The 23,181-nt window shown below is 37.7% G+C and carries 23 protein-coding genes; 9 read left to right on the forward strand and 14 right to left on the reverse strand.

From position 1 onward, the window contains the following. Positions 1–65: 65 nt before the first annotated feature. The 4 genes from BLS24_RS12745 (at position 66) to BLS24_RS12760 (ending at position 5,751) form a co-directional block, all read left to right on the forward strand. A complete protein-coding gene (locus BLS24_RS12745) occupies positions 66–1,598 on the forward strand; it encodes a glycoside hydrolase family 25 protein (RefSeq protein WP_091759823.1) in 1,533 nt (510 codons plus the stop codon). Between the two features lie 81 nt (positions 1,599–1,679). After that, the gene (locus BLS24_RS12750) at positions 1,680–2,681 is read left to right on the forward strand and encodes a GNAT family N-acetyltransferase (protein WP_091759827.1); all 1,002 of its coding nucleotides are present in this window, start codon (positions 1,680–1,682) and stop codon (positions 2,679–2,681) included. Between the two features lie 148 nt (positions 2,682–2,829). Then, positions 2,830–3,885, forward strand: a complete 1,056-nt coding sequence (locus BLS24_RS12755; RefSeq protein WP_091759830.1) for an alpha/beta hydrolase — start codon at positions 2,830–2,832, stop codon at positions 3,883–3,885. Between the two features lie 42 nt (positions 3,886–3,927). Beyond that, positions 3,928–5,751 carry an ABC-F family ATP-binding cassette domain-containing protein gene (locus BLS24_RS12760; RefSeq protein WP_091759833.1) on the forward strand — a complete coding sequence of 608 codons (1,824 nt, stop codon included), beginning with the start codon at positions 3,928–3,930 and terminating at the stop codon, positions 5,749–5,751. Positions 5,752–5,824: 73 nt separating this feature from the next. On the opposite strand, the gene BLS24_RS12765 is transcribed toward BLS24_RS12760, so the two are convergent. The 7 genes from BLS24_RS12765 to BLS24_RS12795 all read right to left on the reverse strand — a co-directional run bounded on the left by BLS24_RS12765 (position 5,825) and on the right by BLS24_RS12795 (position 12,619). Further along, entirely contained in the window at positions 5,825–6,427 is a 603-nt protein-coding gene (locus BLS24_RS12765) for a TetR/AcrR family transcriptional regulator (RefSeq protein WP_091759836.1), read from the reverse strand. Positions 6,428–6,429: 2 nt separating this feature from the next. After that, complete coding sequence (locus BLS24_RS12770; RefSeq protein WP_091759840.1) at positions 6,430–7,509, reverse strand: hypothetical protein; 1,080 nt, start codon at positions 7,507–7,509, stop codon at positions 6,430–6,432. A 109-nt stretch (positions 7,510–7,618) separates the two neighbouring features. Continuing rightward, complete coding sequence (locus BLS24_RS12775) at positions 7,619–9,640, reverse strand: beta-galactosidase (RefSeq protein WP_091759843.1); 2,022 nt, start codon at positions 9,638–9,640, stop codon at positions 7,619–7,621. A gap of 70 nt (positions 9,641–9,710) precedes the next feature. Further along, positions 9,711–11,222 carry a 2-oxo acid dehydrogenase subunit E2 gene (locus tag BLS24_RS12780; RefSeq protein ID WP_091759845.1) on the reverse strand — a complete coding sequence of 504 codons (1,512 nt, stop codon included), beginning with the start codon at positions 11,220–11,222 and terminating at the stop codon, positions 9,711–9,713. 2 nt (positions 11,223–11,224) lie between these two features. Further along, positions 11,225–11,956, reverse strand: a complete 732-nt coding sequence (locus tag BLS24_RS12785; RefSeq protein WP_091759848.1) for a lysophospholipid acyltransferase family protein — start codon at positions 11,954–11,956, stop codon at positions 11,225–11,227. A gap of 129 nt (positions 11,957–12,085) precedes the next feature. After that, positions 12,086–12,265, reverse strand: coding sequence for a hypothetical protein (locus tag BLS24_RS12790; RefSeq protein WP_071174793.1), 180 nt, complete (start codon positions 12,263–12,265; stop codon positions 12,086–12,088). A gap of 69 nt (positions 12,266–12,334) precedes the next feature. Beyond that, the gene (locus BLS24_RS12795) at positions 12,335–12,619 is read right to left on the reverse strand and encodes an HU family DNA-binding protein (protein ID WP_071174794.1); all 285 of its coding nucleotides are present in this window, start codon (positions 12,617–12,619) and stop codon (positions 12,335–12,337) included. 228 nt (positions 12,620–12,847) lie between these two features. On the opposite strand from BLS24_RS12795, the gene BLS24_RS12800 reads away from it, so the two are divergent. Together BLS24_RS12800 and BLS24_RS12805 are read left to right on the forward strand one after the other, a co-directional pair. After that, positions 12,848–13,519, forward strand: a complete 672-nt coding sequence (locus BLS24_RS12800; protein ID WP_091759850.1) for a hypothetical protein — start codon at positions 12,848–12,850, stop codon at positions 13,517–13,519. A 97-nt stretch (positions 13,520–13,616) separates the two neighbouring features. Continuing rightward, positions 13,617–14,453, forward strand: a complete 837-nt coding sequence (locus BLS24_RS12805; protein WP_091759852.1) for a DegV family protein — start codon at positions 13,617–13,619, stop codon at positions 14,451–14,453. Here the strand turns inward: BLS24_RS12805 and BLS24_RS12810 are convergent. The 4 genes from BLS24_RS12810 to BLS24_RS12825 all read right to left on the reverse strand — a co-directional run bounded on the left by BLS24_RS12810 (position 14,408) and on the right by BLS24_RS12825 (position 17,206). Beyond that, positions 14,408–14,770, reverse strand: coding sequence for a DUF1622 domain-containing protein (locus BLS24_RS12810; protein WP_442857228.1), 363 nt, complete (start codon positions 14,768–14,770; stop codon positions 14,408–14,410). The two genes, BLS24_RS12805 and BLS24_RS12810, sit on opposite strands and share 46 nt — an antisense overlap. Positions 14,771–14,847: 77 nt before the next feature. Further along, positions 14,848–15,144, reverse strand: coding sequence for an STAS domain-containing protein (locus BLS24_RS12815; protein WP_091759858.1), 297 nt, complete (start codon positions 15,142–15,144; stop codon positions 14,848–14,850). Positions 15,145–15,156: 12 nt separating this feature from the next. Then, positions 15,157–16,356 carry a hypothetical protein gene (locus tag BLS24_RS12820; RefSeq protein WP_091759861.1) on the reverse strand — a complete coding sequence of 400 codons (1,200 nt, stop codon included), beginning with the start codon at positions 16,354–16,356 and terminating at the stop codon, positions 15,157–15,159. Positions 16,357–16,600: 244 nt separating this feature from the next. Further along, positions 16,601–17,206, reverse strand: a complete 606-nt coding sequence (locus tag BLS24_RS12825) for a GNAT family protein (RefSeq protein WP_091759864.1) — start codon at positions 17,204–17,206, stop codon at positions 16,601–16,603. 151 nt (positions 17,207–17,357) lie between these two features. Here BLS24_RS12825 and BLS24_RS12830 point away from each other — a divergent pair, with 151 nt between their 5' ends. Next, positions 17,358–17,996, forward strand: coding sequence for a type I phosphoribosyltransferase (locus tag BLS24_RS12830; RefSeq protein WP_091759868.1), 639 nt, complete (start codon positions 17,358–17,360; stop codon positions 17,994–17,996). 47 nt (positions 17,997–18,043) lie between these two features. Here BLS24_RS12830 and BLS24_RS12835 read toward each other — a convergent pair whose 3' ends face one another. Further along, complete coding sequence (locus BLS24_RS12835; RefSeq protein WP_091759871.1) at positions 18,044–18,280, reverse strand: hypothetical protein; 237 nt, start codon at positions 18,278–18,280, stop codon at positions 18,044–18,046. Between the two features lie 213 nt (positions 18,281–18,493). Here BLS24_RS12835 and pta point away from each other — a divergent pair, with 213 nt between their 5' ends. Both pta and BLS24_RS12845 read left to right on the forward strand, forming a co-directional pair. Then, on the forward strand, positions 18,494–19,477 hold the full coding sequence (gene pta / locus BLS24_RS12840; RefSeq protein ID WP_091759874.1) for a phosphate acetyltransferase: 984 nt from the start codon (positions 18,494–18,496) through the stop codon (positions 19,475–19,477). A gap of 107 nt (positions 19,478–19,584) precedes the next feature. Continuing rightward, a complete protein-coding gene (locus BLS24_RS12845) occupies positions 19,585–20,940 on the forward strand; it encodes an MATE family efflux transporter (RefSeq protein WP_091759877.1) in 1,356 nt (451 codons plus the stop codon). On the opposite strand, the gene BLS24_RS12850 is transcribed toward BLS24_RS12845, so the two are convergent. Both BLS24_RS12850 and BLS24_RS12855 read right to left on the reverse strand, forming a co-directional pair. Next, a complete protein-coding gene (locus BLS24_RS12850) occupies positions 20,937–22,337 on the reverse strand; it encodes a diguanylate cyclase domain-containing protein (RefSeq protein ID WP_091759879.1) in 1,401 nt (466 codons plus the stop codon). The genes BLS24_RS12845 and BLS24_RS12850 overlap by 4 nt on opposite strands. An 88-nt stretch (positions 22,338–22,425) precedes the next feature. After that, entirely contained in the window at positions 22,426–22,848 is a 423-nt protein-coding gene (locus tag BLS24_RS12855) for a GTP-binding protein (protein ID WP_091759882.1), read from the reverse strand. Positions 22,849–23,181: the final 333 nt, after the last annotated feature.

Genomic DNA, 23,181 nt, shown 5'->3' on the forward strand with positions numbered 1-23,181 from the left:
TTATTGTGCTATAATCATAGACAATTATTAGTAAACTAAGTAGCATTACAATGAAGGTGATTAGAATGAAAAAAGTTATCATAAGTGGGGGAATCTTAATAGCTTGCTTGATAATAGGTATAGCTTCTATACTTCTTTTAAATAATAAATTAACTGATGATAATGATATAAGCGCAGAAGTGATAAGTGTCGAGGATATTTCCGATATAAGTGAAGCATCTACAACTTCTACTACAATAGCAGAGACAAGCTCGGAGGCTAGCACAGAGGCAAGCTCAATTAGTAATATATCTGTTACAGAAGCAAGTTCAAGCGATCCTCAAGCTGCAAATACTGAAGAAACTGGTGAAAAAATAAACCTTTCAGACCTTGTTAATGCTAGTAGTGTAGGCGAAAATTCTTCAGTTACATATGGAATTGACGTATCACGCTTTCAAGGAACTATCGACTGGGCTCAGGTAGCTTCCAGCGGTGTTGAATTTGCGATGATAAGAGTTGGTTATAGAGATTCATCAACTGGTGAGATCAAAGCAGACACAAATGCAAAATACAACATGCAAGAAGCTGAAAAAAACGGAATAAAGATTGGGGCATACTTCTTTTCAACAGCAGTTACTACCGATGAAGCAAAAGAAGAGGCGAACTGGGTTGCAAGTTATATTGCGCAGTACCCCATTACCTATCCAGTAGGTTATAACTGTGAAGGCTTTGAAAATACATCCAGCAGACAGTATAGTCTCACTCAGGATGAACGTAGCAACATAGCAATAGCTTTCTTAGAGCAGATCTATAATGCTGGATATACACCAATCTTCTACGCTTCAAGAAATGAATTGTCAGAAAGCGCCAAGTGGAATACATCTCAGATAGAAAAGAAATATAAGATTTGGATGGCTTGGTACAATCAGGACACTTCAAACATAGCAAAAGGCCCTGCCTATGGTGGACAGTGTGCAATGTGGCAATATACTAACAATGGCAGTGTGGCAGGAATCAGCAAACCTGTCGATGTAGATGTGGCCTATTTTGGTTACAATGGCACAGAATCAGCAAAAGACACATCTGAAAGAGAAACCGCTTCTGCCGACGTTGAAGCACTAATGAAATTTGATCCTGTAGATGAGACAGTTACTGCAAAAAACACCACAAATTTGCGAGACAAGCCAAGCCAGGGAAGCGATAGTACAGTAAAAGTAACGTTACAAAACGGGCAAACTGCCCAGAGAACAGGAATTAGCTCCAGCGGTTGGTCAAGAGTTGTATATGAAGGCAATACTTATTACGCTGTATCAAGCTTTTTGACCACAGATCTAAGTGCGCCAAAACAAGAATCATCTCAGCCTGCACAACAGACTTCTGATAATTCAGGTTTCAAAACAAAGTTTACTGATTGTAACGAAACCGTTACTGCAAAAGATGTAGTAAATCTTAGAAATAAGCCAAGTGTAACTGATGCGGATTCAGCCGTTGTGGCTACACTTAGTGCAGGTGATACGGCAGTAAGAACTGGAATTAATAATGAATATGGCTGGTCTAGAGTTGTATATAATGGAAAAACCCTGTATTGTGTTAGTAGTTATCTAAAAGTTGTTGAATAGTATAACTAGTAAATCTTATGAAAGGAGGTATGAAAATGCAGTATAAAAATTTATTGATCGACATCTATGGAGGAACAAAATATGACAGCAGAAGAATTATGGAAAGAATATTGCTCCAATAAAAATATCGATATAAATACACACTATGAAGCATGGGCTTTTGGAGATGATCCTGATGGACTGGCGAAACTTGTTCTTGAAGGAAAAAAGTTTGGAACAGCAAGTTTGTACGAGGCATATGAAATAGAAGATGCTCTCGATGAGATTCCAAAAACAGGTGACTATAGTGTCATATTAAATGCAAATGATGAGGCTCTATGCGTAATAAGAGATTATGACGTATGTGTCAGGCGTTTTGGAGACGTTTCTCCCTTTCACGCATACTCAGAAGGCGAGGGAGACCGCTCATTAAACTATTGGAGAAATGTCCATCAAAGATTTTTCGAAGAAGAGCTTAGTGAGTATGAAGACACAAAACTTACGATTAATCCAGAAACAAGGGTAATCTGTGAAAAATTCTGTGTTGAATATATTCCAGGAAAAGAGCTTGATGATGACCTGATTTATATAGAGCCTACCCTGGAACTCGCCGACGAAATAGCAGCTTACAAGCAAGAAATGCTGGATGCTGGCTCTAGTTTTGATGGTTGTTTTTCTATGAAAAGACATGACGACATCAAGGATTATATCGAGGATTGCATACATTGGGCCAACCCAAGAAGAGAAGCTGACGGCAATGGCGCATGGGGAAATGTAATCCTTGCCCTACGCAAATCTGATAACAAGATTGTAGGATGCATGCAAGTTCATAACGTTCTCACCGAAAGAATGGAGAAGTTCACTGGACATGTAGGATATTCCGTAAGACCTTCAGAACGAAGAAAAGGCTATGCCAAGAAAATGCTCGCAAAAGCCTGTGACTTCCTTTCAAGCTTTGGATTTGACGAAATAAATGTCAGCTGCCTTCCAGAAAACGAAGCCAGCAGAAAAACCATCCATGCTAATGGGGGCGAATATATAGAAACCGTCTTCTTGGAATGTGATGGAGTTAATCTTGAAAGATATAAAATAAGACTTAAATGATCAATTGAGCGCAACACTGGACTATTTTACTTAGTCCGGTGTTTTTTATTCGCAATATCTGAAGCTTAAGTGCTATAAAGTGATAAGCATAAACAAAAAGCCTAGCTTATACTTACTCAAAAGACAATGTGAAAGAAGGCATCGCGTTATGAAAAGGAAATTACTGATTGGGTTGATAACACTGGGAATAATATTGACTGGTTGTGGAAAAGGCTTTATTTCTGCCGATGAAGGAAGTTCTATAGCCTCATCTACGGCAACTGAATATGGACCTGGGATAGAAGAGGCCATTGCCTTGGAACAATCCTACACAGAGGAAGCCTCAGAAGATGCCTCACAAAGTGCCTCAACAGAAGAGCAGCATGCAGAAGTAGGTGAGATTGTACTTCCAAAGTACACAGCCATGAGAACTGGTGATGAAGGTGGCACAATAGAGCATATTACTTACACAGCGCATGATTACGCAGGTGACGGCAGCGAATATACCAAAGAAGCCAATGTTTACTTGCCAGTTGGCTATAGCACAGACAAAAAATACAACGTAATGATCATACTCCATGGAATAGGTGGTGACGAAAATGAATGGGGACTTAATAAATCAACATCTAGAGTTAAGGCAATCATGGACAACCTAGCCTACTATGGCGATATTGAACCATTTATCGTAGTTGCCGCCAACGGTCGTGCAGGAAAGGTTGGAGGGAAAGAAGGCTCTGGCGTAAATTCTTTTTACCTCTTTGGTCAAGAACTCAGAAATGATCTGATTCCATATATTGACTCTCATTACAGCACCTATGCTGACTATTCTGAGGGATATGACCTCTCAGAAGCAAGGGAACACCGTGCAATCGCAGGTCTTTCAATGGGCGGAATGCAGACCATCAATATTGGAATGGGAGAATGCATGGACATTTTCGGCTATTTTGGAGCTTTTTCAGCCGCACCTACAAGTAATACTGCTTCAAAAACAGCATCTATCCTAAAAGATAATGAATATCCTATATATTATTTTTATAATATCTGCGGACTTCAGGATAAAGTCGCTTATCCAAGTGCCTCAGCTGCCGCCAAAAACCTTCCTTCACTTTGCGATCAATTTGTAGATGGGGAGAATTTCATGTGGCAAGAAGTCGCTGGAAATCATGATTTTAGAATTTGGTATCTAGGATTTTACAATTTTGCTCAGCTAGTGTTTAATAAGTAGTGCAAATAATTAGCTGTATAAAATTGGAGTATAAGTTTTTTGATGAATGTCTTAAATGTAGAAAATGTATCTAAAACATACCTGGCAAAGCCTGTTCTTAGCGGAATTTCCGTAGGCATAAACGACACCGACAAGATTGGCGTAGTAGGTACCAATGGTACTGGTAAATCCACACTGCTTTCAATAATTGCCGGAGTGGTGGAGCCAGATGAAGGTCAGGTCGTTATCAGTAATGGTCTTAGGATTTCATATCTACCTCAGAATTCTGAATTTGATATGAATAAGACACTTTTGGAAAATATTACAGAAAAAATCTACGCCGGTAATGATCATTGGGACAAAATGGGTGAGATTAAGGCAAATCTAGCCAAATTTGGCATTAGTGACCCAGAGTGTAATCCATCAATATTATCCGGTGGACAGAAGAAAAGAGCAGCATTAGTAGCCGCCATAATGACTCCCTGCGATCTTTTGATCTTAGATGAGCCTACAAACCACCTCGATTCTGAAATGATCGAATACCTAGAAGAATTCCTTCAGCACTTTAGAGGTGCACTTCTCATGATTACCCATGACAGGTATTTCCTCGATGAAGTAACTGATCAGATTCTTGAAATTGACAAAGGCAGTGCATATCGCTATGAAGCTAACTACTCGGGCTTTTTGGAATTAAAACAGCAGCGCCTTGACTACGAGCAAGCTGCTGAGAGGAAGGCCCAATCCCTTTATAGAAAAGATCTTGCTTGGATGCTTAGAGGTGCAAGAGCCCGTTCTACCAAGCAAAAGGCCCATATTCAGAGATTCGAGTCCCTTCGTGACAGGCAGTGTCCAGAAGAGGAAAGGCAGGTAGAACTTAGCTCTCTCCCTTCAAGAATGGGTAATAAGACAATCATCCTTGATGAAATTTCCAAAACATATGGAGAAAGAGTTCTTTTTAAAAGCTTTTCATATACCTTCAACAAGCTTGACAGAATAGGAATCATTGGGCCTAATGGCTGTGGTAAATCCACTCTATTAAAGTGCATCATTGGCTCCGTTACTCCAGATTCAGGCTCTGTTGAAATCGGTCAAACTATCAAGATTGGTTACTTTGGCCAAGAAAATGAAGCTCTTGATGAGACAAAAAGAGTAATTGACTACATCAAAGACACCGCAGAATTCATAAGAACTGCAGAAGGTCTTGTTTCTGCATCAGTGATGTGTGAGAGATTTCTTTTCAGCCCAGATATGCAATATGCTCCTATTTCTAAGCTTTCTGGTGGTGAAAAAAGACGTCTATATCTTTTGCGCGTTCTAATGGAACAGCCAAACGTCATCATCTTGGATGAGCCTACTAATGACCTTGATATTCAGACATTGCGTATATTAGAGGATTATCTCGACGGTTTTGCAGGAATAATCATAACTGTAAGCCACGACAGATATTTCCTTGATAGAGTAGTAACTAGGATATTTGCCTTTGAACCAGATGGCTCGCTATTTCAGAGCGAAGGCGGATACTCAGACTATGTTTTGCATAAAAAAGATGTTGAAACACCTGATATTAAGGCATCAAACGCCAAGACTAGCACTTCACAGTCACAACCTGAAGAAACCTCTACCAAAGGAAAATATCGTGCTCCACGCGAAAAGACCAAGCTTTCCTACAATGAGCAGAAAGAATACGACAATATAGAATCTGAAATCGAAAAATTAGAAGAACGAAGTGCCGAGCTGGTTACCGCCATAACTGAAGCTGCCACAAATTATCCAAAGCTTATTGCATTAACCAAAGAAAAAGAAGAAGTCGACGCTGAAATCGAACAAAAAATGGACAGATATGTTGAGCTTCAGGAAATGGTGGACAGCTTCACGAATGGAAAATAGTTTATTTTACTGCGGAATACCCAAAGATGGTATCCTGCATCGCTTTTTCGCAAAATTGTAATTTTTCGAAAACTTATCGAAAAAATCCCCTATAAAGCCGTTCAAGTTCCAATTGAACAAATTCTTTCTTAGATACCTTAGCTTGTTTTTCAATATATTCAGTTTTCTTATCAGCCATCGATAGGATTCCGCATATTGAAGCCCAAAATGTAAATATAACTACAAATGCATCGTCTCCAAGAGCAAAAAGTTCTGAGATATAATTGTTGATTTCTTCGCCCTGAATATAAGTATCTTTTTCACTTTCAAAATACTTACCAGCAGAAAAATCTACATTTATTACATCTTGTAAAAGAGAAAAGTACATAGGATATTTCTTCTTGTAGTTAATGATTCCTTCACAGACTCCATAATAGTTTTCCTTATGCCTTGAATCTTTTGAAGTGTGTTCATATATTTCCTTTTTGAGTAAAGCCATGCTATTCAAAACAAGATAAGCCACGATTTCTTCCTTATTTTCAAAATATACATATATCGTAGCCTTGCTATATCCAGCGCTTTCAGCAATCATTGATACTGTGGTTTTTTCAATACCATATGTTATGAATAGTTTTTCTGCTGCATCTGCAATTCTTTTGCGATGAACTGAAGGTTCTTCTTTTATTCTTCTCGCCATAATTATCTTACCGATATGTAATCGGCCAAATCCCTCCTTATAGCTGCGTTTTTTCCATAATCAGCTGTATACCCTACTCTCAATATCATCTGTATATTAGCAATTCCCAGCTCTTTTTCAAGAACATTTCTGTGATTGTCGCACTCTATTGCACAGCTCATAGGCTGTACAGAAATAGAATCTTTCGTTAGATCAAGCCACAGATCAACAGTCTTCATTCCACACAAGATAAGCTCCTTTGCAGAATCACCTGAGTTAACTATAACAAAACCAGTACAACCATCCAACTGATTTTTGGTAGTTGTTATTCCTTGTTTTGCAAAGCTTTCTCCTTGAGCGCTTTCGTGGTTTGTAGACAGGTAATAAAGCGTCTTTTTGATACCGCTTATGCCTAGTTGTTCCGCTGGAAGCCCATCCTTTTGATCCAAAGCCTCTTTATCCGAAAGCCTTAGCCATGAAGACAACTCCGCCGCAACCTCTTTGTTATAGGCTTGTTCCGTGTACGCTTCTAGGGTTCCACTTTTTATAAGATCAAATTTATTATCACCTACTGAAAAGAAGTAGATTCCACGGTTATTTTCATCAATATATGAGTATTCTTTTTCGCTAATTCCTGCTGATCTGTCAAATGCCCTCTTATCTGTGTGACGCTTAGTGATAATTGAGATCAGCTCCTTATCTATCACATCCGAAGTCTTACTATACTCAAGCCTTACATAGTTTTCATCCTGGCAAATCTCATATTTAGTCTCATAACCATAAGCTGAAAAACTCTTTATCAAGGTCTCCACAAAGCAGCCTAAAGAAATGTACAATTCGCGGTCTTTTGGGTCTACTACCTTAAGCTTTCTTGATTCATCAGGACAGATAGTTAGATAACCTTTCCTTGGATAAATCTCTATCTTCCAGCTTTGAATATTGTGGGAATTTGGTGCCAATGATCCTAGATAAAGAATTTCCTGCAATTCTTCATCAAGCTCCGCTACATGCTTATTTGTTCTCACATCTACACGTTTTCCCAACAAAAACAGCACCATCAATATTATAACCACAACGACAATCACAAAATACCTCAACTTCATACTCTCCTCCGTTAATTGAACTCGTGGTTCAATTAAAACATTGAGAACTCTCTTTGTCAAGACCACAAAAAAGCTACCCATGGGGTAGCCTTTCTAAACACTGAAATATTCACTTTTTTATTAGTATCATTGCATCTTTTCCGGATATCTTTATCTCTTTTCCCTTAAAATACTCATCACCTGTTACCAGATTACAAGCATCATATGGTAAAACCAGCTCTTTGTCTTCCTGAGAGTGATTGAGCACAAATAGGAAAGCTCCATTTAAGTTCACACGCTCTGTGACCTCCAAATTCTCATCGCACTTTACTAATGGCTTCACTCCGCATTCTGTACATATGTCAGCCAAAAATTCCTTATAAAAATCGTCATTTGACAAGGTCGCACAGTAATATGCTTTACCTGATCCAAAAGAATTTACGGTAATGACTGGCGCTCCGGCGTAAAAATCTTTTTCATACTTAGTAAGCTTCCTTGCAGTTCTCAAATGGAGAACATCACAAAGAACCTGAGCTGGATACTCTTTTCCCTTGTACATAAAAAAGTTACTCTCTTCAGGAGGAAGTGCATCTAGCTCTTCTACCCATATTCCTAAAATATCCTTAAGATTTCCGGGATATCCACCTGTTACTACAAGATCATTATCATCAACATAGCCACTAAACGTGGTAGTAATAAATGTTCCTCCGTTTTCTACGAAGCTGCGAATTTTCTGATCATAGCCTTTTTTACACATATATAGCATTGGTGCGATCACTGACTTATACTTTGAAAGATCATCATCTACGCTAATGATGTCAACGTGATAATGATTTCTCCAAAGAGCATGATAGTATTTTTTTACATGATCGCAGTAATTTATGAGCCTTGAAGGGCCTGCAGACCAATCTATTGCCCACCAGTTGTCCCAATCAAAAACTATAGCGATCTCAGCTTTTGATCTGGCTCCTAAAGTGCTAGAACCTATTGTCTCAAGCTCTTTTCCAAGAGCAGATATTTCTCTAAATACGCGAGTATCTGATGTTCCAACGTGATCGATAACCGCACTATGATATTTTTCACAGGCACCAATGCTTCGTCTCATCTGGAAAAACATCACTGTATCTGCACCATGGGCCATTGCCTGATAACTGTATAGCCTCATGACGCCAGGACGCTTTAATTTGCAGTACAGATGCCAATTACTCACACCTGGAGTCTGCTCCATCAGAGCAAATGGTTTGCCTTGCTTACATCCCCTCATCAGATCGTGAGAAAGTGCTGGTTCAAAAGGCTTCGCATCATATGAAGGATAATTATCCCATGAAACAAAATCCATATGCTTCGCCCACTTCTGATAATCAAGTGGTTTATACATTCCCATGAGGTTTGTTGTAACAGGAATGTCTGGCGTGTATTTTTTCAGTATCTCTTTTTCCAAAAGAAAGCATTCTAGAAGGCTGTCTGAATTGAAGCGAGCATAATCTAGAGATATTCCCTGAAAATTAGTCCTAATTCCATCCCACTCGAATTCTTCTGAGCGAAGATCCGGAGTAACAATATCTTCAAAATCATATAGGGTATGTCCCCAGAAGGTCATGTTCCAAGCGCGATTCACTTCTTCTATGGTTTTATATTTATCTTTTACCCATAACCTAAAACGCTTCTCGCAATTTTCGCAGTAACATTCTCCCCCGAACTCATTGGAAATATGCCAGCATACTATATTTTCATAGTCTTTATAACGTTCTGCTAGCTTTTCAACCAGCTTTGAAGCATATTTTCTATATGTAGGTGAATTTGGGCATGAATTATGGCGTGATCCAAATTTGCGCTTCATTCCATTCTTTTCAGTTCTTAAAATATCCGGATATTTTCTAGCCATCCAGGCTGGATGGGCTGCTGTAGAGGTTGCCATGCAAACCTTGAGACCATTTTTATGAACAAGCTCCATTATCTTATCAAGCTTTGAAAAATCGTAAGTCTCTTCAGAAGGTTGGAGCTGCGCCCAACTAAATACATTAAGGGTTACTATATCAATATGCGCCTCTTTGAAGAGTCTCATATCCTCTTCCCATACTTCTTCAGGCCATTGCTCTGGGTTATAATCTCCACCATACAATATTTTCTGTACTTTGCTAGACTCGACCATAAAAAAACCTCCTTACAGGAACCTGTAAGGAGATTATTGCACAACATACCGTGTATTGCTAGGTATAATCTTAATATTTCACTTCTTCTGTAAGCGGAGCCTCTAAAAGAGCAGGATTTTCTACAAGCTTTTTTAAAAGCTTAAGTGATCGACCATAATAGAAACCGTCAGATATTCTCTCATCAATTGTGAAGGAAAGGTCTAGCTCTCTCTTCATGGTAATATTGCCTTCAGCATCAAAATGAGGTCTGTTGACCTTGGATCCAACAATAATAAAGATTGAATTGGTACCCCAGTTCATCAGATGGTGATAGCCTATGTTCATTCCAAGTGAGCCTAAATTTGAAAGAACTACTGAACACTGGTATGGATCTGTGGCAATTACTGGCTGTGGCATCCATCCATGCTTATCAAGGAATCTTGCGAAAGCTCCTATGACATGCTTGGCTGGAAGATGCTTGATAAAGTTCATGGCATCTGTTGATTCGTCGTCCTGTGTCTTACAAAACGTAATCTGGTCTCTTACTTTTTTACTTATGCTTTCAAGATTATCGTCTTCTTCTGCCACAATCCTTGCAAGTGTCTCATCTCCATCGTCTCTGAAGTTCTTTTTCACTGTGAAAGCCGCAGTGACATTATTGCGCTGATATAAGGTCTGATTTGCAATAAATCTGTTCATCTGTGGACGAAGTCTGATGGTCTTAAGCGTAGCTGCTATAACAAGATCAAAGATAGAAATTCTATGTTCAGGATGAAGCTTATTATGCTCGTGAATATACCTTTCAGTCTCTGATAAATCTATAGACATGGTCATGAATGCCTCGTTATCACATCTATTAGGATACATAAGTGGCATTACGTAATGCATAGCATCCACATCACGTAACAGCTTTCCGTCTCGGCGGTCTCCCAATCTTCTATTTCCCAACTTTATATTCCTCCCATTGATAATGAGTTCTAAAGCAGCATACATCGCAATTGCTGCCAATACGTCTATGAAAGAATGCTGCTTAACAAAGCAAACTGAAATGCAGATCATAAAAGCCCATACGGTCATTATAAGCTTCTTCCAGAGCTTTGACTGCTTGCGCGTTAACCACGCTGATAATACAGCAAGTGTATATCCTACATGAAGTGAAGGACAAACTCCAGTAGGAGTATCTGCTGCATAGATAATCCCCATAAGCCAAGTACAGAAATTATTATTCTCAAAATAATCAGGTCTTAAATACTGAACTGAAGGCCACATTATATATATAATAACAGCCGTTATTTGCATCCCTAATATGAGCTTCTCTGCCCTAACAAAGCTCTTTACATCGTATAATGCCAGATACAAAAGAGACCCAGCCATAAATATATACCAAGATACATAAAATAGCACGAAATATTCGTTAAAAGGTATTATGTCATCCACTTTACTGTGAACAATGTGACACGAACTTTCTGGTATAAATCTCTCTGTAACAAAGTACATGAAAAAATATCCTACCCATCCTAATAAAAGGAGCAAATGGCGATATTCAGTACTTGTAATATTTGATAATCTTAATTTTCTGTAATCTACAACAGGTTTCTTCATAACTATCTTTCATTATATGGATATTTCTTTTTAGATACGTTCGGATAAGGAACTACTCTATGCCTTGGAAGGCTATAAGCAATTTCAGAAATTGCATCCTGAAGATATCCACAAATTCTTTCTGCTTCTTCTTCGCTTTTATTTGTATGATCATAATAAATTGGTTTACCAAATATTAATTCGCCTCTTTCAGGACAAACATACATTGGTACAAACGGGATATCTCGTCCCGCTTGGCGATAATAATACTTGCCAAGATGCACAAATCCTCTCTGAAATCTATGGACAATGTTGTTATATTCCGTGTATTCCTCAGGGAAAATAACAACCTTTGCATTCTGCATAAGTTTTTCTACTGATAACTGAAAGGTCTTGAAAACCCTCTTATCTTTATATACTGGAAGTGTGTCTGCGTTAGTAAAAACTATTTCTGAAACCGATGGAATGAGATGCGCCACCAGTTTAAAGAATGGTCTAAATATAACAGGTTTCTTTGACCAAAAATCTTTGTAAGCATAGGCTGCCACTTTATCTTTTTCCATCATTTCAGCTATACACCATGTATAATGCTCTCCTGGAAAATATAATTCAACAGAAACAGGGCCATGTGCTTGAGAATGATTCCCAATAATAACTGCCGGACCATCTGGAATATTCTCTATTCCAATTACTTTATATTTTGGAAAAACAATATATGCAGTTTTCTTGATCAGTCGAAACACTGGATGTTTCATATTAGTTTCCCCACTCGAAAAAAGATATAATTAAAAACGCACAAAGGTTATTATAACCAAACTAAAGGCAGCATGCAATTCACTTCTGAATGCAATGCTGCCAGAGTATTTTACCACTAAAATGTAAATTTATGAAAAGGAACTTTCTGCATCACGTATCATATCGCTGAGTTCTTTGTCCGAAACATCAACTACCCACGCTAGCATAGTAATATTATGGGCGTGCTCTTCTACTGAAAATTTTGGACATGTAAGGTAAATATCAATTTCATCTTGTAGTTTTTTGCGAATCTCAGTTTCTGATCTCATGACCACCTCTCATAAAGTTGTAAAAGGCCAGAGTACAACGTACTCTGGCCTAAACATTATCATCATGAATTACTTCTTGTTGCCGTTTACAAGATCCTTAAGAGCCTTACCAGCCTTGAACTTAGGAACTGTAGCTGCAGGAATCTTAATTGTAGCGCCAGTCTGAGGGTTCTTACCTGTTCTAGCTGCTCTCTTAGATGTTTCGAATGTTCCAAAACCAACGAGCTGAACTTTGCCCTTCTTCTTAAGTTCCTTAGTTACAGCATTTGTGAATGCCTTAACTGCCTTCTCTGATGCAGCCTTTGTAAGACCTGTCTGCTTTGCGATAGCTTCAACTAATTCTGTTTTGTTCATGTAATGAACCTCCTCAAAAGATTATTAAACCGTTTTATCAGTTTTACAACTGATTATTACCTTTAAAGCGTATTACAAAAAATGTAAGATGTCAACCAAGTTAGCAATATTCTTAGCTTTTATTGAAAAAAAAACAAAAAATGCTCAATTTTTCCATATTGAAAGCATACGTATGGTGTTGTAATATACATACCTGTGCGATTTTTTAGAAAAGGAATTAAAGAAGTCATGGATAATCAATTATACTCATACGAAGAAGCCTGCGAGCTCATAAAAGATAAGGGGTTAAAGGTTTCAATAAAACGTGATGATGATCTTAGCGTTCTATGCCAATTTGGTAATAATGGCTCAATACTAAACGTAAATACTCTTATATATGATCGTTACCAAATTCATGCTACAGAAAAAGACTACTCTTCAATCAAAAGAATGGCTGAATCAGAAAATCTTGCCATCACAATTACAGAAACAGACAAAGACGAGATAGAAGACATCATTTCTGGCTACGAAGAAGTAGGTAGCAAAGCCATCCTTTTTATCAAGAATGGAAACAAGCTTTATCAGCTTAATGAAACAGAAAAATATCTTCCTCACGAAATAATCTTTTTTACAAATGAAAATCTGGATCTGATATTAGAAAATCTTTGTGAAAACGCTTCATACAAGCCTAAGGCTCCTGTAACACCTGTTGTAGCACCTAAGGTTGTAGAGCCTGAACTTACTGATGATGAAATAAAAGAAATATATCCAGAAGGATCCACTGTCGAACATGCCAAATATGGTCAAGGCACAGTAAAATGCATTGCTACAGGCAGAATAACTGTAGAATTTGAAGGTTCTGTTGAAAAAATCCTTGGAGCAAAGATCTGTATAAAAAACAATCTTCTCAAGGCTGTTTGAAAAAAAGAAGGATAAGATCATTTTCTTATCCTTCTTTTTTATTTTATAATAGATATGCATTATCATTCTTACATATTCATAAACGGGGGAAAATACAATGGTTAAGATACTTTCAGACAGCACATGTGATCTTTCAAAAGAAATATTAAGCAAATATAATATAGGTATCATTCCTTTATATGTAAGACTTGGAGATAAAGAGTATCTGGATGGAATTGATATAGCCCCAGAGATTCTATATAAGTGGTCAGATGAACATGGTGAAACACCTAAAACAGCAGCTCCTAGCGTTGAAGATATCCTAAAGCTCATTGATGACGACAATGAATTCATTATATTCACTATATCATCTTCTATGTCTGCCAGCTTCAACAATGCCAGACTAGCCGCTGCAGAACACAATGGCAACAAGGAAATTTATATTATAGATTCAGCAAATCTATCAACCGGAATCGGTCTTTTAGTCGTATATGCAGCTGAATTAGCTGCAAAAGGCCTTTCTGCCAAAGAAATTGTGTCAGAAATTGAAAAGATAAAAGACAAAGTTAGAGCCAGCTTTGTTATCGACACCCTCGTTTATCTACACAGAGGTGGCCGTTGTTCTGGTCTTGCAGCTCTTTTTGGTACAGCCCTTAAATTACACCCTAGAATCGCTGTTTCTCATGGCGCAATGCATCCAGAAAAGAAATACCGTGGATCTAGCAAAAAATATGTAATGGACTACGTAAAAGACATGGAGGCAGACCTTCTGTCCGCAAGAAAAGAGCGAGTTTTTATCACTCATTCGGGATGCGACAGAGAGGTCGTTAACTCCGTCAGGAATTATCTTGAAAGCCTAGATCACTTCGACGAAATCCTCGAAACTAGGGCTGGAAGTGTAGTTTCATCTCACTGTGGTCCAGGAACATTAGGCGTGTTATTCATTTCTGCCTGAACTCTACTCTCTTCATTCTTTATTTCCCAATGGATAAGGAATGTAAGAGCCGCTCTTAACGTGATTATAGCTCCGAGTATACCGAGCTCAGCCCACTCTCTTACAACAACTGTTCGCAGTACCTCTCCGCCAAGTTTAAACTCAAGCGCAAGCGCTATACCCTGAGCAAGCTGTAGGCGAATGGAATCATCTTTCTTAAGCCAAAAGATAAAACTCTTTACCGCGGTATATACGAGAATGCATATTCCAAATAGCTCGAGAAGTAATGTGGAAAATTCTACTATATATCTCAAAATATCCGCTGCTACCTGATACATATCTTCCATACGATAGCCCCTCCTTATCATTTAAAAAAGAGCAAGCCAAAAGCGTGACTTGCTCCAATGATCTGTAATTACTCAATTGTAAGAATATCTACAAATCCTGTAACTTCAAATATCTCTTTTATCTCTTCACTTACGTTCCTTACAACCATTTCACCCTGCTTATTCATGACTTTCTGGGCTGATAATAAAACTCTAAGTCCTGCAGATGAAATATATTCAAGCTTTCCAAGATCAATCTCAAGCTTTTTTACACCTGACAATGACGTCTTAAGTTCATCATCAAGCTGTGGTGCTGTGGTAGTGTCAAGTCTTCCATCCAGCGCAATTGTTAAATCTGATCCATTTGCAATTTTGTTGATCGTCATAGTCTGCTCCTCTCATAATAAAATATCATAGACCATTGTCATGTCTACTCTGTCACCCTTAATACCAACAACAACATCTTTTGCCAATTTAGCTACAATGGATTTTTCAAGTTCATCCCAAGCCTCTTTTACACTGGCATTTTCCATTTCTTCTGACAAGGAACTTCTATATTCGCACAATGACCACATAATGCCTGTATCGGCCATTCCCTCCGTGCTACTATACATTCCCATTGTACCATATTGAACGTAACCGCCGCCATATTCTTGTTGTAATTTCATAACATTATTATACCCTAAAACGCCATTTTCTATGACGTCTCGAATCTTGCCCATAAATCCTTTTACTAGAGAATTTGTACCATCAGAGGACATATCAAGCAAGTTCTTTTTCTTGTTCATATCCATGTCTGTCTTGGCTGTCAGTCTAATGCAACACTGGTCTTTATATTTCTCAAACCATATAACTGCGCTGTATTCCCCTGTCATCTCCTTTAGCATTCCTAACGTCTCTTCGAAAAGAAGGTTAAGGTGGAAGCTATCTTTTTTGCTAAGACCCAATTCTTCTATCGCACTATCAGCTCTACCTATAGCATTAGAATCTTTGATCCGATCACTGTCTACTATGATCTGTCTGCTTGTAATAGACGGAACTCTTGAATTAACAGTAGAAAGAGCCTCTGAAAAATCTTTAGTTACTATCATCTTAATGATATCTTTATCAAATCCAACCTCTATATCATCAGCTAGATTTGCAACAAGTGACCTCTCCAGATCATCCCACGCTTCCTGAGAATACTTGTCTTCTTCTCTCTTTTTTAGAAGCTCAGCCTGATATTCCTTTAATGACCATTTCTTTTCAGCTGGTGGCTCTATTACAAACATTGAAGCTAGTTTAGCAAAAAATCCTTGCTCCATGCTGTTTTCTCCGGAAGATGAAACTGAAAGAAGCTCCTGCCTTTTATTTTCATCTATACTATTGGTCGATGCCAGGCATATATAAGCAATTCTGGAGTCTCCTTCAAACCAAAAATCTACAGTATTATCTCCGACTATCTGCTTTGCCAGCCTTAGTACCTCTTCTGTAAGCAGTCTTAAATGAAGCTCATTTTTCTTATCAAGTCTGATATCAAACACAAAATCATCAAATAGCTGATATATTCTGGCTATGTCTTTTTCAACCTTACCAATCTTTACATGTTCAGATTTCATCTAAATGTCCCCCTCATCAGTTATTTAATCTAATTATATACTTTATTGTGTTTGTTTGTATTTAGAAAAATGTTAATTTTCTAGAAACTGTTTTTCCCATTAATGGGAGGAAGGGCTTCCTGCTGGTGCAGAAGCCCTTCTGTTGTGTTATGAAAAGTATATATGTGGGGTTCAAGAGATCACTTTCTCTTGATGATCAAATTCTACCTTACTAACCTTAAATGAACCTAAAAAAAATTTGTGATTATAAGACTTTTTCGTAGTAACCACCTTTTTGTACAAAACCAATCTTGGATAAGTATGCTTTATGATTTGCATCTGATCCTCTATATACCAATGACTTAACGCCCTCTTCGGGAAGTTTTGACATTAGATACTTACCAATAGAGAAATCTCTGTATTCAGGGGTTGAATAATCAAGCATGATTTCTAAAACGCCATCATTTACTGATCCAAGTAAAATACCTGTCGGTGTTCCCTTATGGCATACTGCATATCCAACATTTGCCTCTGAAAAATCCATGTTTATTCCTGGAAAACACTTTACTATATCATCCCTATAGCAATCTATTGTGTACTTAAGGAGACTATCTTCCTTATTAAGCTTTACAAAATCATATTCTACATTGGTGTTACTCATTTTAACCAAGTAATAAATATTTATCATTACAAGACATAAATTCATGATCGCTGTAGGATATGAATGGATTATAAAAGCGTAGATAGTAAATATCACACTTCCTACCGAATTAACTATTCGAAGTTTGACTACTGATGCCATCAAAAATGAAACCAGTACTAAAGCGGATCCAACATAACCAACCGCTTCAATTATTGTTTTTGTATCCATATTGACCTCTTTCTTATAGTGTTTACAAAAGAATCATAGCAAATTCATGATGTTAAAGCAATGAAAAACGGTATAATGAATATTTGGAATTTTGATAATTAAATGATATTATTTTATTATAAAAACCATTTTCTGAAGAGGGAGGTATTATATGCAGAACTATGTAAAAATGGAATATCCAAGAAATAAAGATGTAATCATGCGTTATACACCTGGCCATTTCATAACCCCTCATTCTCATGTTAATTACTACATCGATTTTTGCGACACAAAAGCCAGAATGAAAGAGGCAAGAGCAGCGGGTGAATCCCTTGCTGAACTGTTTTTGGCTTCAGATATCATCGATACTATCCTTTGTCTTAATGGAATGGAAGTAGTTGGTTCATACATGGCAAACAAGCTTACTGAGGCAGGTATCCTGTCTATGAACTCGCACAAGACAATGTACATAACAAGCCCTGAATATAATGTCAATGACCAGATAATGTTCAGAGACAATAACAAACATATGATAAAAGAAAAGAAAGTGCTGATCCTCATTGACTCCGCCACAACTGGTGGAACATTAAAGAGCGCATTAGACTCAGTTAGATTCTATATGGGCGACATTGTTGGCATTGCTGCTGTTTTCTCAGTAGCAACTCAGATTGAAAACATACCAATAAGAGCACTTTTCACAACTAGAGACCTCCCCGATTACGCCAGCTATTCGCAGGACTCTTGCAACCTTTGTAAATCCGGTATTCCTGTAGACGCTATATGTAATGGATTCGGTTACTCCACTATTTGATCGAACTAAATAAGAAAAGAAGCTCTTTATCACTAAAGAGCTTCTTTTTATTGATTGTTAATGTTCATCATCATTTTTGCAGTTTCTATATCATTTGCAGTAAGCTTTATATTTGATTCAAGGGTCTTTCCATCAGGAGTTGTAACTTTAATATCTATTATCGTTCCCTCCTGCATAGCGTTGCTCCCAACAGCTCTAAAAAAGGGCAATACCTTGGGATGATCCTGTGAAAAAAGGCTAAATCTCTGCTGAAGCTGCATTAAAAGCATAGGATTCATGTTCATTATATCAACCTCCAAAAATCATATGAATTATATCATACATATATGTAAATACATACACAAAAGGAAATATACATAAGTAAGTTAAAAAATAATCAATCTTTTTTGTGACTTTTTGCTCGAAATTTGAGTCAAATCAAGTTTTTTTGAAATTATAAGGATTATAATCGCAATCGGCTAAAAAAATATATCTGATACATACAAGGAGGAAAAACAATGTACGGATTTGGTGATATGATACAGAAATTAAAGGCAAGCCCTAAGACAATCGTATTCCCTGAGGGTTCTGATCCAAGAATTTTAGAAGCTGCTTCAAGACTTCTTGCAGGTAACTTCTTAAAGCCTATTCTTTTAGGAAATCCTGATGAGATCAACAAGTCAGCAGAAGATGCTGGTTACAATATCAGAGGTGCTCAGATCATCGACCCTGAGAACTTCGACAAATTTGATGAAATGGTTGAGCAGTTCTGTGAGCTTAGAAAGAGCAAAGGAATGACACCAGAAAAGGCTATTCCTATTCTTAAGCAGACAAACTACTTTGGAACAATGTTAGTAAAGATGGGACTTGGTGACTGTCTTCTTGGCGGAGCAACATACTCAACAGCTGATACTGTTCGCCCAGCACTTCAGATTATCAAAACAAAACCTGAGAACACAATCGTTTCTTCATGTTTCATTCTTGTACGTCCTTCAGCAACTGGTGAGAACGAAGTTATCGCTATGGCTGATTGCGGAATCAACATCAACCCTAATGAAGACGAGCTTGTTGAGATCTGTGGTGAGACTGTAAACTGTGCTCAGAGATTTGGTGTTGATCCAAAGGTTGCTTTCCTTTCATTCTCTACTAAGGGATCAGCAAAAGACGACACAGTTACTAAGATGCAGAATGCAACAAAAAAAGCTCAGGAGAAATATCCAGAGATTCCTATCGATGGAGAACTTCAGTTTGATGCTGCTGTATCTCCAAGAGTTGCAAAGCAGAAGGCCCCTGGTTCACCTGTAGCAGGTCACGCTAACACATTTATTTTCCCAGATATCAATGCTGGTAACCTCGGTTATAAGATTGCTCAACGTATGGGCAACTTCGAAGCATATGGTCCTATTCTTCTTGGCCTTAATGCTCCAATCAACGATCTTTCTCGTGGATGCAACGCAATCGAAGTATATTCTATGTCAATCATTACTGCTTCTCTTGCGTAATGTAATATAATATATATCCGATATTTATGTTATATATCATTGAATTTTTAAGGCTATCGTATATAATTATACGATAGTCTTATTTTTCAAAGAAAGTCAGGTTACGTATGTCACGCATTTCTACTATGGATATGACACAAGGCTCAATCCGCAAAGAGATGATTCTTTTTGCCATTCCCTTGCTTGCCGGCAATATTTTTCAGCAACTCTATAACACCATAGACAGTATCGTGGTTGGTCAAGTTGTAGGACCAAACGGTCTTGGCGCAGTTACCAGCGTAGCTCCTGCAATCAATACTTTAGTAGGTTTTTTTATGGGCTTTTCCACCGGTGCAAGTGTTGTTGTATCTCACTTCTTCGGTGCAAAAACTATTTCTGATCTTAGAAAAGCTGTTCATACAGCCATTGTATGCACTTTCTTACTTGGCATATTGCTGATGGCTTTTGGATACTTTGTCACTCCACCACTCTTAGTCTTTATGTCAACTCCAGAATCAGTTATGCCCCTTGCTACTACATACCTTAGAATTTATTTCCTAGGAATTATCGGACTTATGATGTACAACATAGGATCAGCTATCCTTAGAGCAGTTGGCGATTCCATAAGGCCGCTTATCTTTTTGATCATTACCTCTGTACTTAACATTGTTTTGGATATTCTTTTTGTCGTTACACTTCATCAAGGCGTTGCAGGTGCAGCATATGCTACTATAATCTCTCAATTTGTTTCTGCATTTCTTACTTTATTGGTACTATTTAGAACCAATGACTGTTATAGTATCAGGTTAAAAGAGCTCACCGTAGACAAACCTATTCTTAGACAGATCATAAAAATTGGTATGCCTGCCGGAATACAGATGGCAGTAATCTCATTTTCAAATTTATTTGTTCAGGGATATATCAACAGATTTGGAGAGTCTAGCACCGCCGGATGGGGAGCTTATGGCAGAATCGATGCATTTGTAATGCTCCCAATGCAGAGTATTGCATTAACAGCTACTACTTTTGTTGGACAAAACGCTGGTGCAGGTAACGTAGAACGTATAAAAAAAGGCATCAAAGAAGCCCTTTTTCTTGCTGCTATATGTACTATAGCACTGGTAATTCCCGAGTTCCTTGCTGCTCCAAAAATGGTCTCATTATTCAACGGCGATCCAGAGGTTATCAAATATGGCACGCTATTTATCAGAATGAACTGTTTTTTTGATATCCTGTGTTGCAGTAACCAGACTCACGCTGGCGTGCTTAGAGGTGTTGGTGACGCCAAAGCTCCTATGTATATTATGCTTTCATCATTTGTTGTCTTCAGGCAAATATACCTTTTTATCGCATCGCATTTAACAGTGTCAATATATCCTATTTCTTTAGCCTATCCTGCAGGATGGCTTGTTTGCAGTATTATCATGCTGATATATTTCAAAAAGAGTAATTGGGAAAAGAGAGTAGACGCTGCCTACTCTTAATTCATTCCCTTTCTTCTCTCATGCTCCACGTAGTACCTGGCCTTATCTTCCCTCATGGCTTCATCAGCTTCTTTAACGGCACGATTAATCTCCTGTGAATTTGCTATCCAACAGGAACCTATAGATGCCTCAATATTGCTACATTTTTTTCTGTATTTTTCGATCAGTTCCGCAAATTTATCTTCCATTATCTCCGGAATAACAGCAATAAACTCATCTCCACCTATTCTGTAACAGTATTTCTTTTTAAAAACCTGCGCGAATTTCTCAGCCACAGCCTTAATATGCGCATCACCAGCCTCATGTCCCTTTTCCTTATTGATAACTTTAAGACCATTTACATCTAAATAACATACACCAACAGTAACAGACATCTCTGTAAGGAGCTTTAGAGTCTGATTAAGAGCATATCTATTTCCTAGTCCAGTTAATGCATCATGACTACCAAGATAAGTCATCTCTGAAGTAAGCGTTCTATTTCTCATTTCATATGAGATAAATATCGCAACAGATTCAATAACGCTTGATACGTTAATAGAAAGATCATTTGCGTAATTATCTGCTATTAAGTAACCTATTATCTTTTCATTATCTCTTAAAACAGCAACAATATAACGCTGTATATTTCCCGCCAATACATCGTTATATAGTGCCTCATTATAATCTCGTAAAGTCATTGTATCGTTAACAACAACCAAGTCTTTATCCTTAAGCTGTTTATCCCACAAACTTATAAAATCATGTTCTTCTATATCTTCTTTTGTTGGTAATTTGGCCGCGCTAGCTCCGTTTATCCACTCATGAAAACCTACTACACTGCCCTCATCGGCCTCTATAGCAAACACTCTATCTGCCTCTATAGCCTCCCCCGCAACTTTCAAGACTCGTCTAAGGCCCTTGCCAAATTCTGCAGAAGACAATGCTTTTGCACAATCAATAACAAGATTATTTGTATTATTAGTAAGAACAATATCGTCTTCAGTATGTTTAGTTGCCGTTACGTCATGGATAATAAATGCACAGAATCCCTTTTGATAAACTGGAACAGCCCAAAACTCAAACCATTTATCATAATATGTATTGTATGTGCGCATGATAGATGACTGTCTTAGCATAGCCGCTTGATAACTATACTTGATCCAATCTTCATCTCTATTAGATACAGATGTAAAATATGTGCTTCCGATCAGCTCAGAGGTTGGCTTACCAACTAATTGCGCATATTTCTCATTTGCAAAAAGAAATAGCATATCCTTAACCGTTCCAAAAGGATCAGTTAAGACCTTAAAAATACAACATGCATCCGGTAGGTCTTTTAGCATAGACAATATATCACTATCACTAAATTCCTTAGTAGAAGAATATTCTATTTTTCCGGTATTGGTCTGTTCTGGCATATCTTTCTCCTATACACGCTTATCAAAATAATGTCAAGAAACAACCCGTCTACCATAAATTATACACTAAATCAAGTGGTATTTTCCACTACAATGATGGTTCACCGAAATATTTTTTTATAGAATCCCTATTCAATTGTTCTCCTATGACTATCAATACTGCTTTATCGGATTCTACAGCCTTAACAGATAATTCTTGCCTTGTTGCATTGATCTCTACCTTAGTATCAACTCCTGTCTGTACAAATCCTTTTATTCTGTGTATTTTTCCACACTGTATATCCTCAAAAGCTCTCTTCACATTTTCTTGAAGCTTTTTCTCATCGCTACTGTAATCAAAATAAAAAATGGTTTGAAAGCCATCCTTATCACTTATTGCCTCTTTAGGATAACTAGCTTTATTATATCCAGATTTAACAATTCTATCAAACACTGTTTTATCAAGGTGTCCCATTGGCACAGCAATAAAGTCATCCTCTTTAATATCTCTTGAGCACTTAAATTCTTCCATTAGAGCTTTTATTCGCTCCTTTGTATACTCTATATCTGAATCATCAACACTTACTAGACAATATGTAATGACCTCCTCTTTGTAGCATCGTGGATTTACCTATATACTAAAGATGTCAAGTCAATAGTAACGGGAATTACCGCATACAAAGGGAGGTCACTAAATGAATAATATCACAGTTTACGTAGGAATGGATGTACACAAAGACAGTTTTACTCTTTGTGATTATTTAATCGAAACGGAGAAAGCATCTCACACAAGGCGTACACCAGCTGATTACAAAGAAATCCTAAAGTATCTAGAATTCCTCAGAACCATCTACGGGAACGATTC

It is taken from the genome of Butyrivibrio sp. INlla18 (assembly GCF_900103635.1).
Classification (GTDB): domain Bacteria; phylum Bacillota; class Clostridia; order Lachnospirales; family Lachnospiraceae; genus Butyrivibrio.

Excerpts from the sequence above, each read along its gene's own strand:
- BLS24_RS12745 (WP_091759823.1), top strand. The coding sequence starts at position 66 with ATGAAAAAAGTTATCATAAGTGGGGGAATCTTAATAGCTTGCTTGATA.
- BLS24_RS12750 (WP_091759827.1), top strand. The coding sequence starts at position 1,680 with ATGACAGCAGAAGAATTATGGAAAGAATATTGCTCCAATAAAAATATC.
- BLS24_RS12755 (WP_091759830.1), top strand. The coding sequence starts at position 2,830 with ATGAAAAGGAAATTACTGATTGGGTTGATAACACTGGGAATAATATTG.
- BLS24_RS12760 (WP_091759833.1), top strand. The coding sequence starts at position 3,928 with ATGAATGTCTTAAATGTAGAAAATGTATCTAAAACATACCTGGCAAAG.
- BLS24_RS12765 (WP_091759836.1), bottom strand. The coding sequence starts at position 6,427 with ATGGCGAGAAGAATAAAAGAAGAACCTTCAGTTCATCGCAAAAGAATT.
- BLS24_RS12770 (WP_091759840.1), bottom strand. The coding sequence starts at position 7,509 with ATGAAGTTGAGGTATTTTGTGATTGTCGTTGTGGTTATAATATTGATG.
- BLS24_RS12775 (WP_091759843.1), bottom strand. The coding sequence starts at position 9,640 with ATGGTCGAGTCTAGCAAAGTACAGAAAATATTGTATGGTGGAGATTAT.
- BLS24_RS12780 (WP_091759845.1), bottom strand. The coding sequence starts at position 11,222 with ATGAAGAAACCTGTTGTAGATTACAGAAAATTAAGATTATCAAATATT.
- BLS24_RS12785 (WP_091759848.1), bottom strand. The coding sequence starts at position 11,956 with ATGAAACATCCAGTGTTTCGACTGATCAAGAAAACTGCATATATTGTT.
- BLS24_RS12790 (WP_071174793.1), bottom strand. The coding sequence starts at position 12,265 with ATGAGATCAGAAACTGAGATTCGCAAAAAACTACAAGATGAAATTGAT.
- BLS24_RS12795 (WP_071174794.1), bottom strand. The coding sequence starts at position 12,619 with ATGAACAAAACAGAATTAGTTGAAGCTATCGCAAAGCAGACAGGTCTT.
- BLS24_RS12800 (WP_091759850.1), top strand. The coding sequence starts at position 12,848 with ATGGATAATCAATTATACTCATACGAAGAAGCCTGCGAGCTCATAAAA.
- BLS24_RS12805 (WP_091759852.1), top strand. The coding sequence starts at position 13,617 with ATGGTTAAGATACTTTCAGACAGCACATGTGATCTTTCAAAAGAAATA.
- BLS24_RS12810 (WP_442857228.1), bottom strand. The coding sequence starts at position 14,770 with ATGTATCAGGTAGCAGCGGATATTTTGAGATATATAGTAGAATTTTCC.
- BLS24_RS12815 (WP_091759858.1), bottom strand. The coding sequence starts at position 15,144 with ATGACGATCAACAAAATTGCAAATGGATCAGATTTAACAATTGCGCTG.
- BLS24_RS12820 (WP_091759861.1), bottom strand. The coding sequence starts at position 16,356 with ATGAAATCTGAACATGTAAAGATTGGTAAGGTTGAAAAAGACATAGCC.
- BLS24_RS12825 (WP_091759864.1), bottom strand. The coding sequence starts at position 17,206 with ATGGATACAAAAACAATAATTGAAGCGGTTGGTTATGTTGGATCCGCT.
- BLS24_RS12830 (WP_091759868.1), top strand. The coding sequence starts at position 17,358 with ATGCAGAACTATGTAAAAATGGAATATCCAAGAAATAAAGATGTAATC.
- BLS24_RS12835 (WP_091759871.1), bottom strand. The coding sequence starts at position 18,280 with ATGAACATGAATCCTATGCTTTTAATGCAGCTTCAGCAGAGATTTAGC.
- pta (WP_091759874.1), top strand. The coding sequence starts at position 18,494 with ATGTACGGATTTGGTGATATGATACAGAAATTAAAGGCAAGCCCTAAG.
- BLS24_RS12845 (WP_091759877.1), top strand. The coding sequence starts at position 19,585 with ATGTCACGCATTTCTACTATGGATATGACACAAGGCTCAATCCGCAAA.
- BLS24_RS12850 (WP_091759879.1), bottom strand. The coding sequence starts at position 22,337 with ATGCCAGAACAGACCAATACCGGAAAAATAGAATATTCTTCTACTAAG.
- BLS24_RS12855 (WP_091759882.1), bottom strand. The coding sequence starts at position 22,848 with ATGGAAGAATTTAAGTGCTCAAGAGATATTAAAGAGGATGACTTTATT.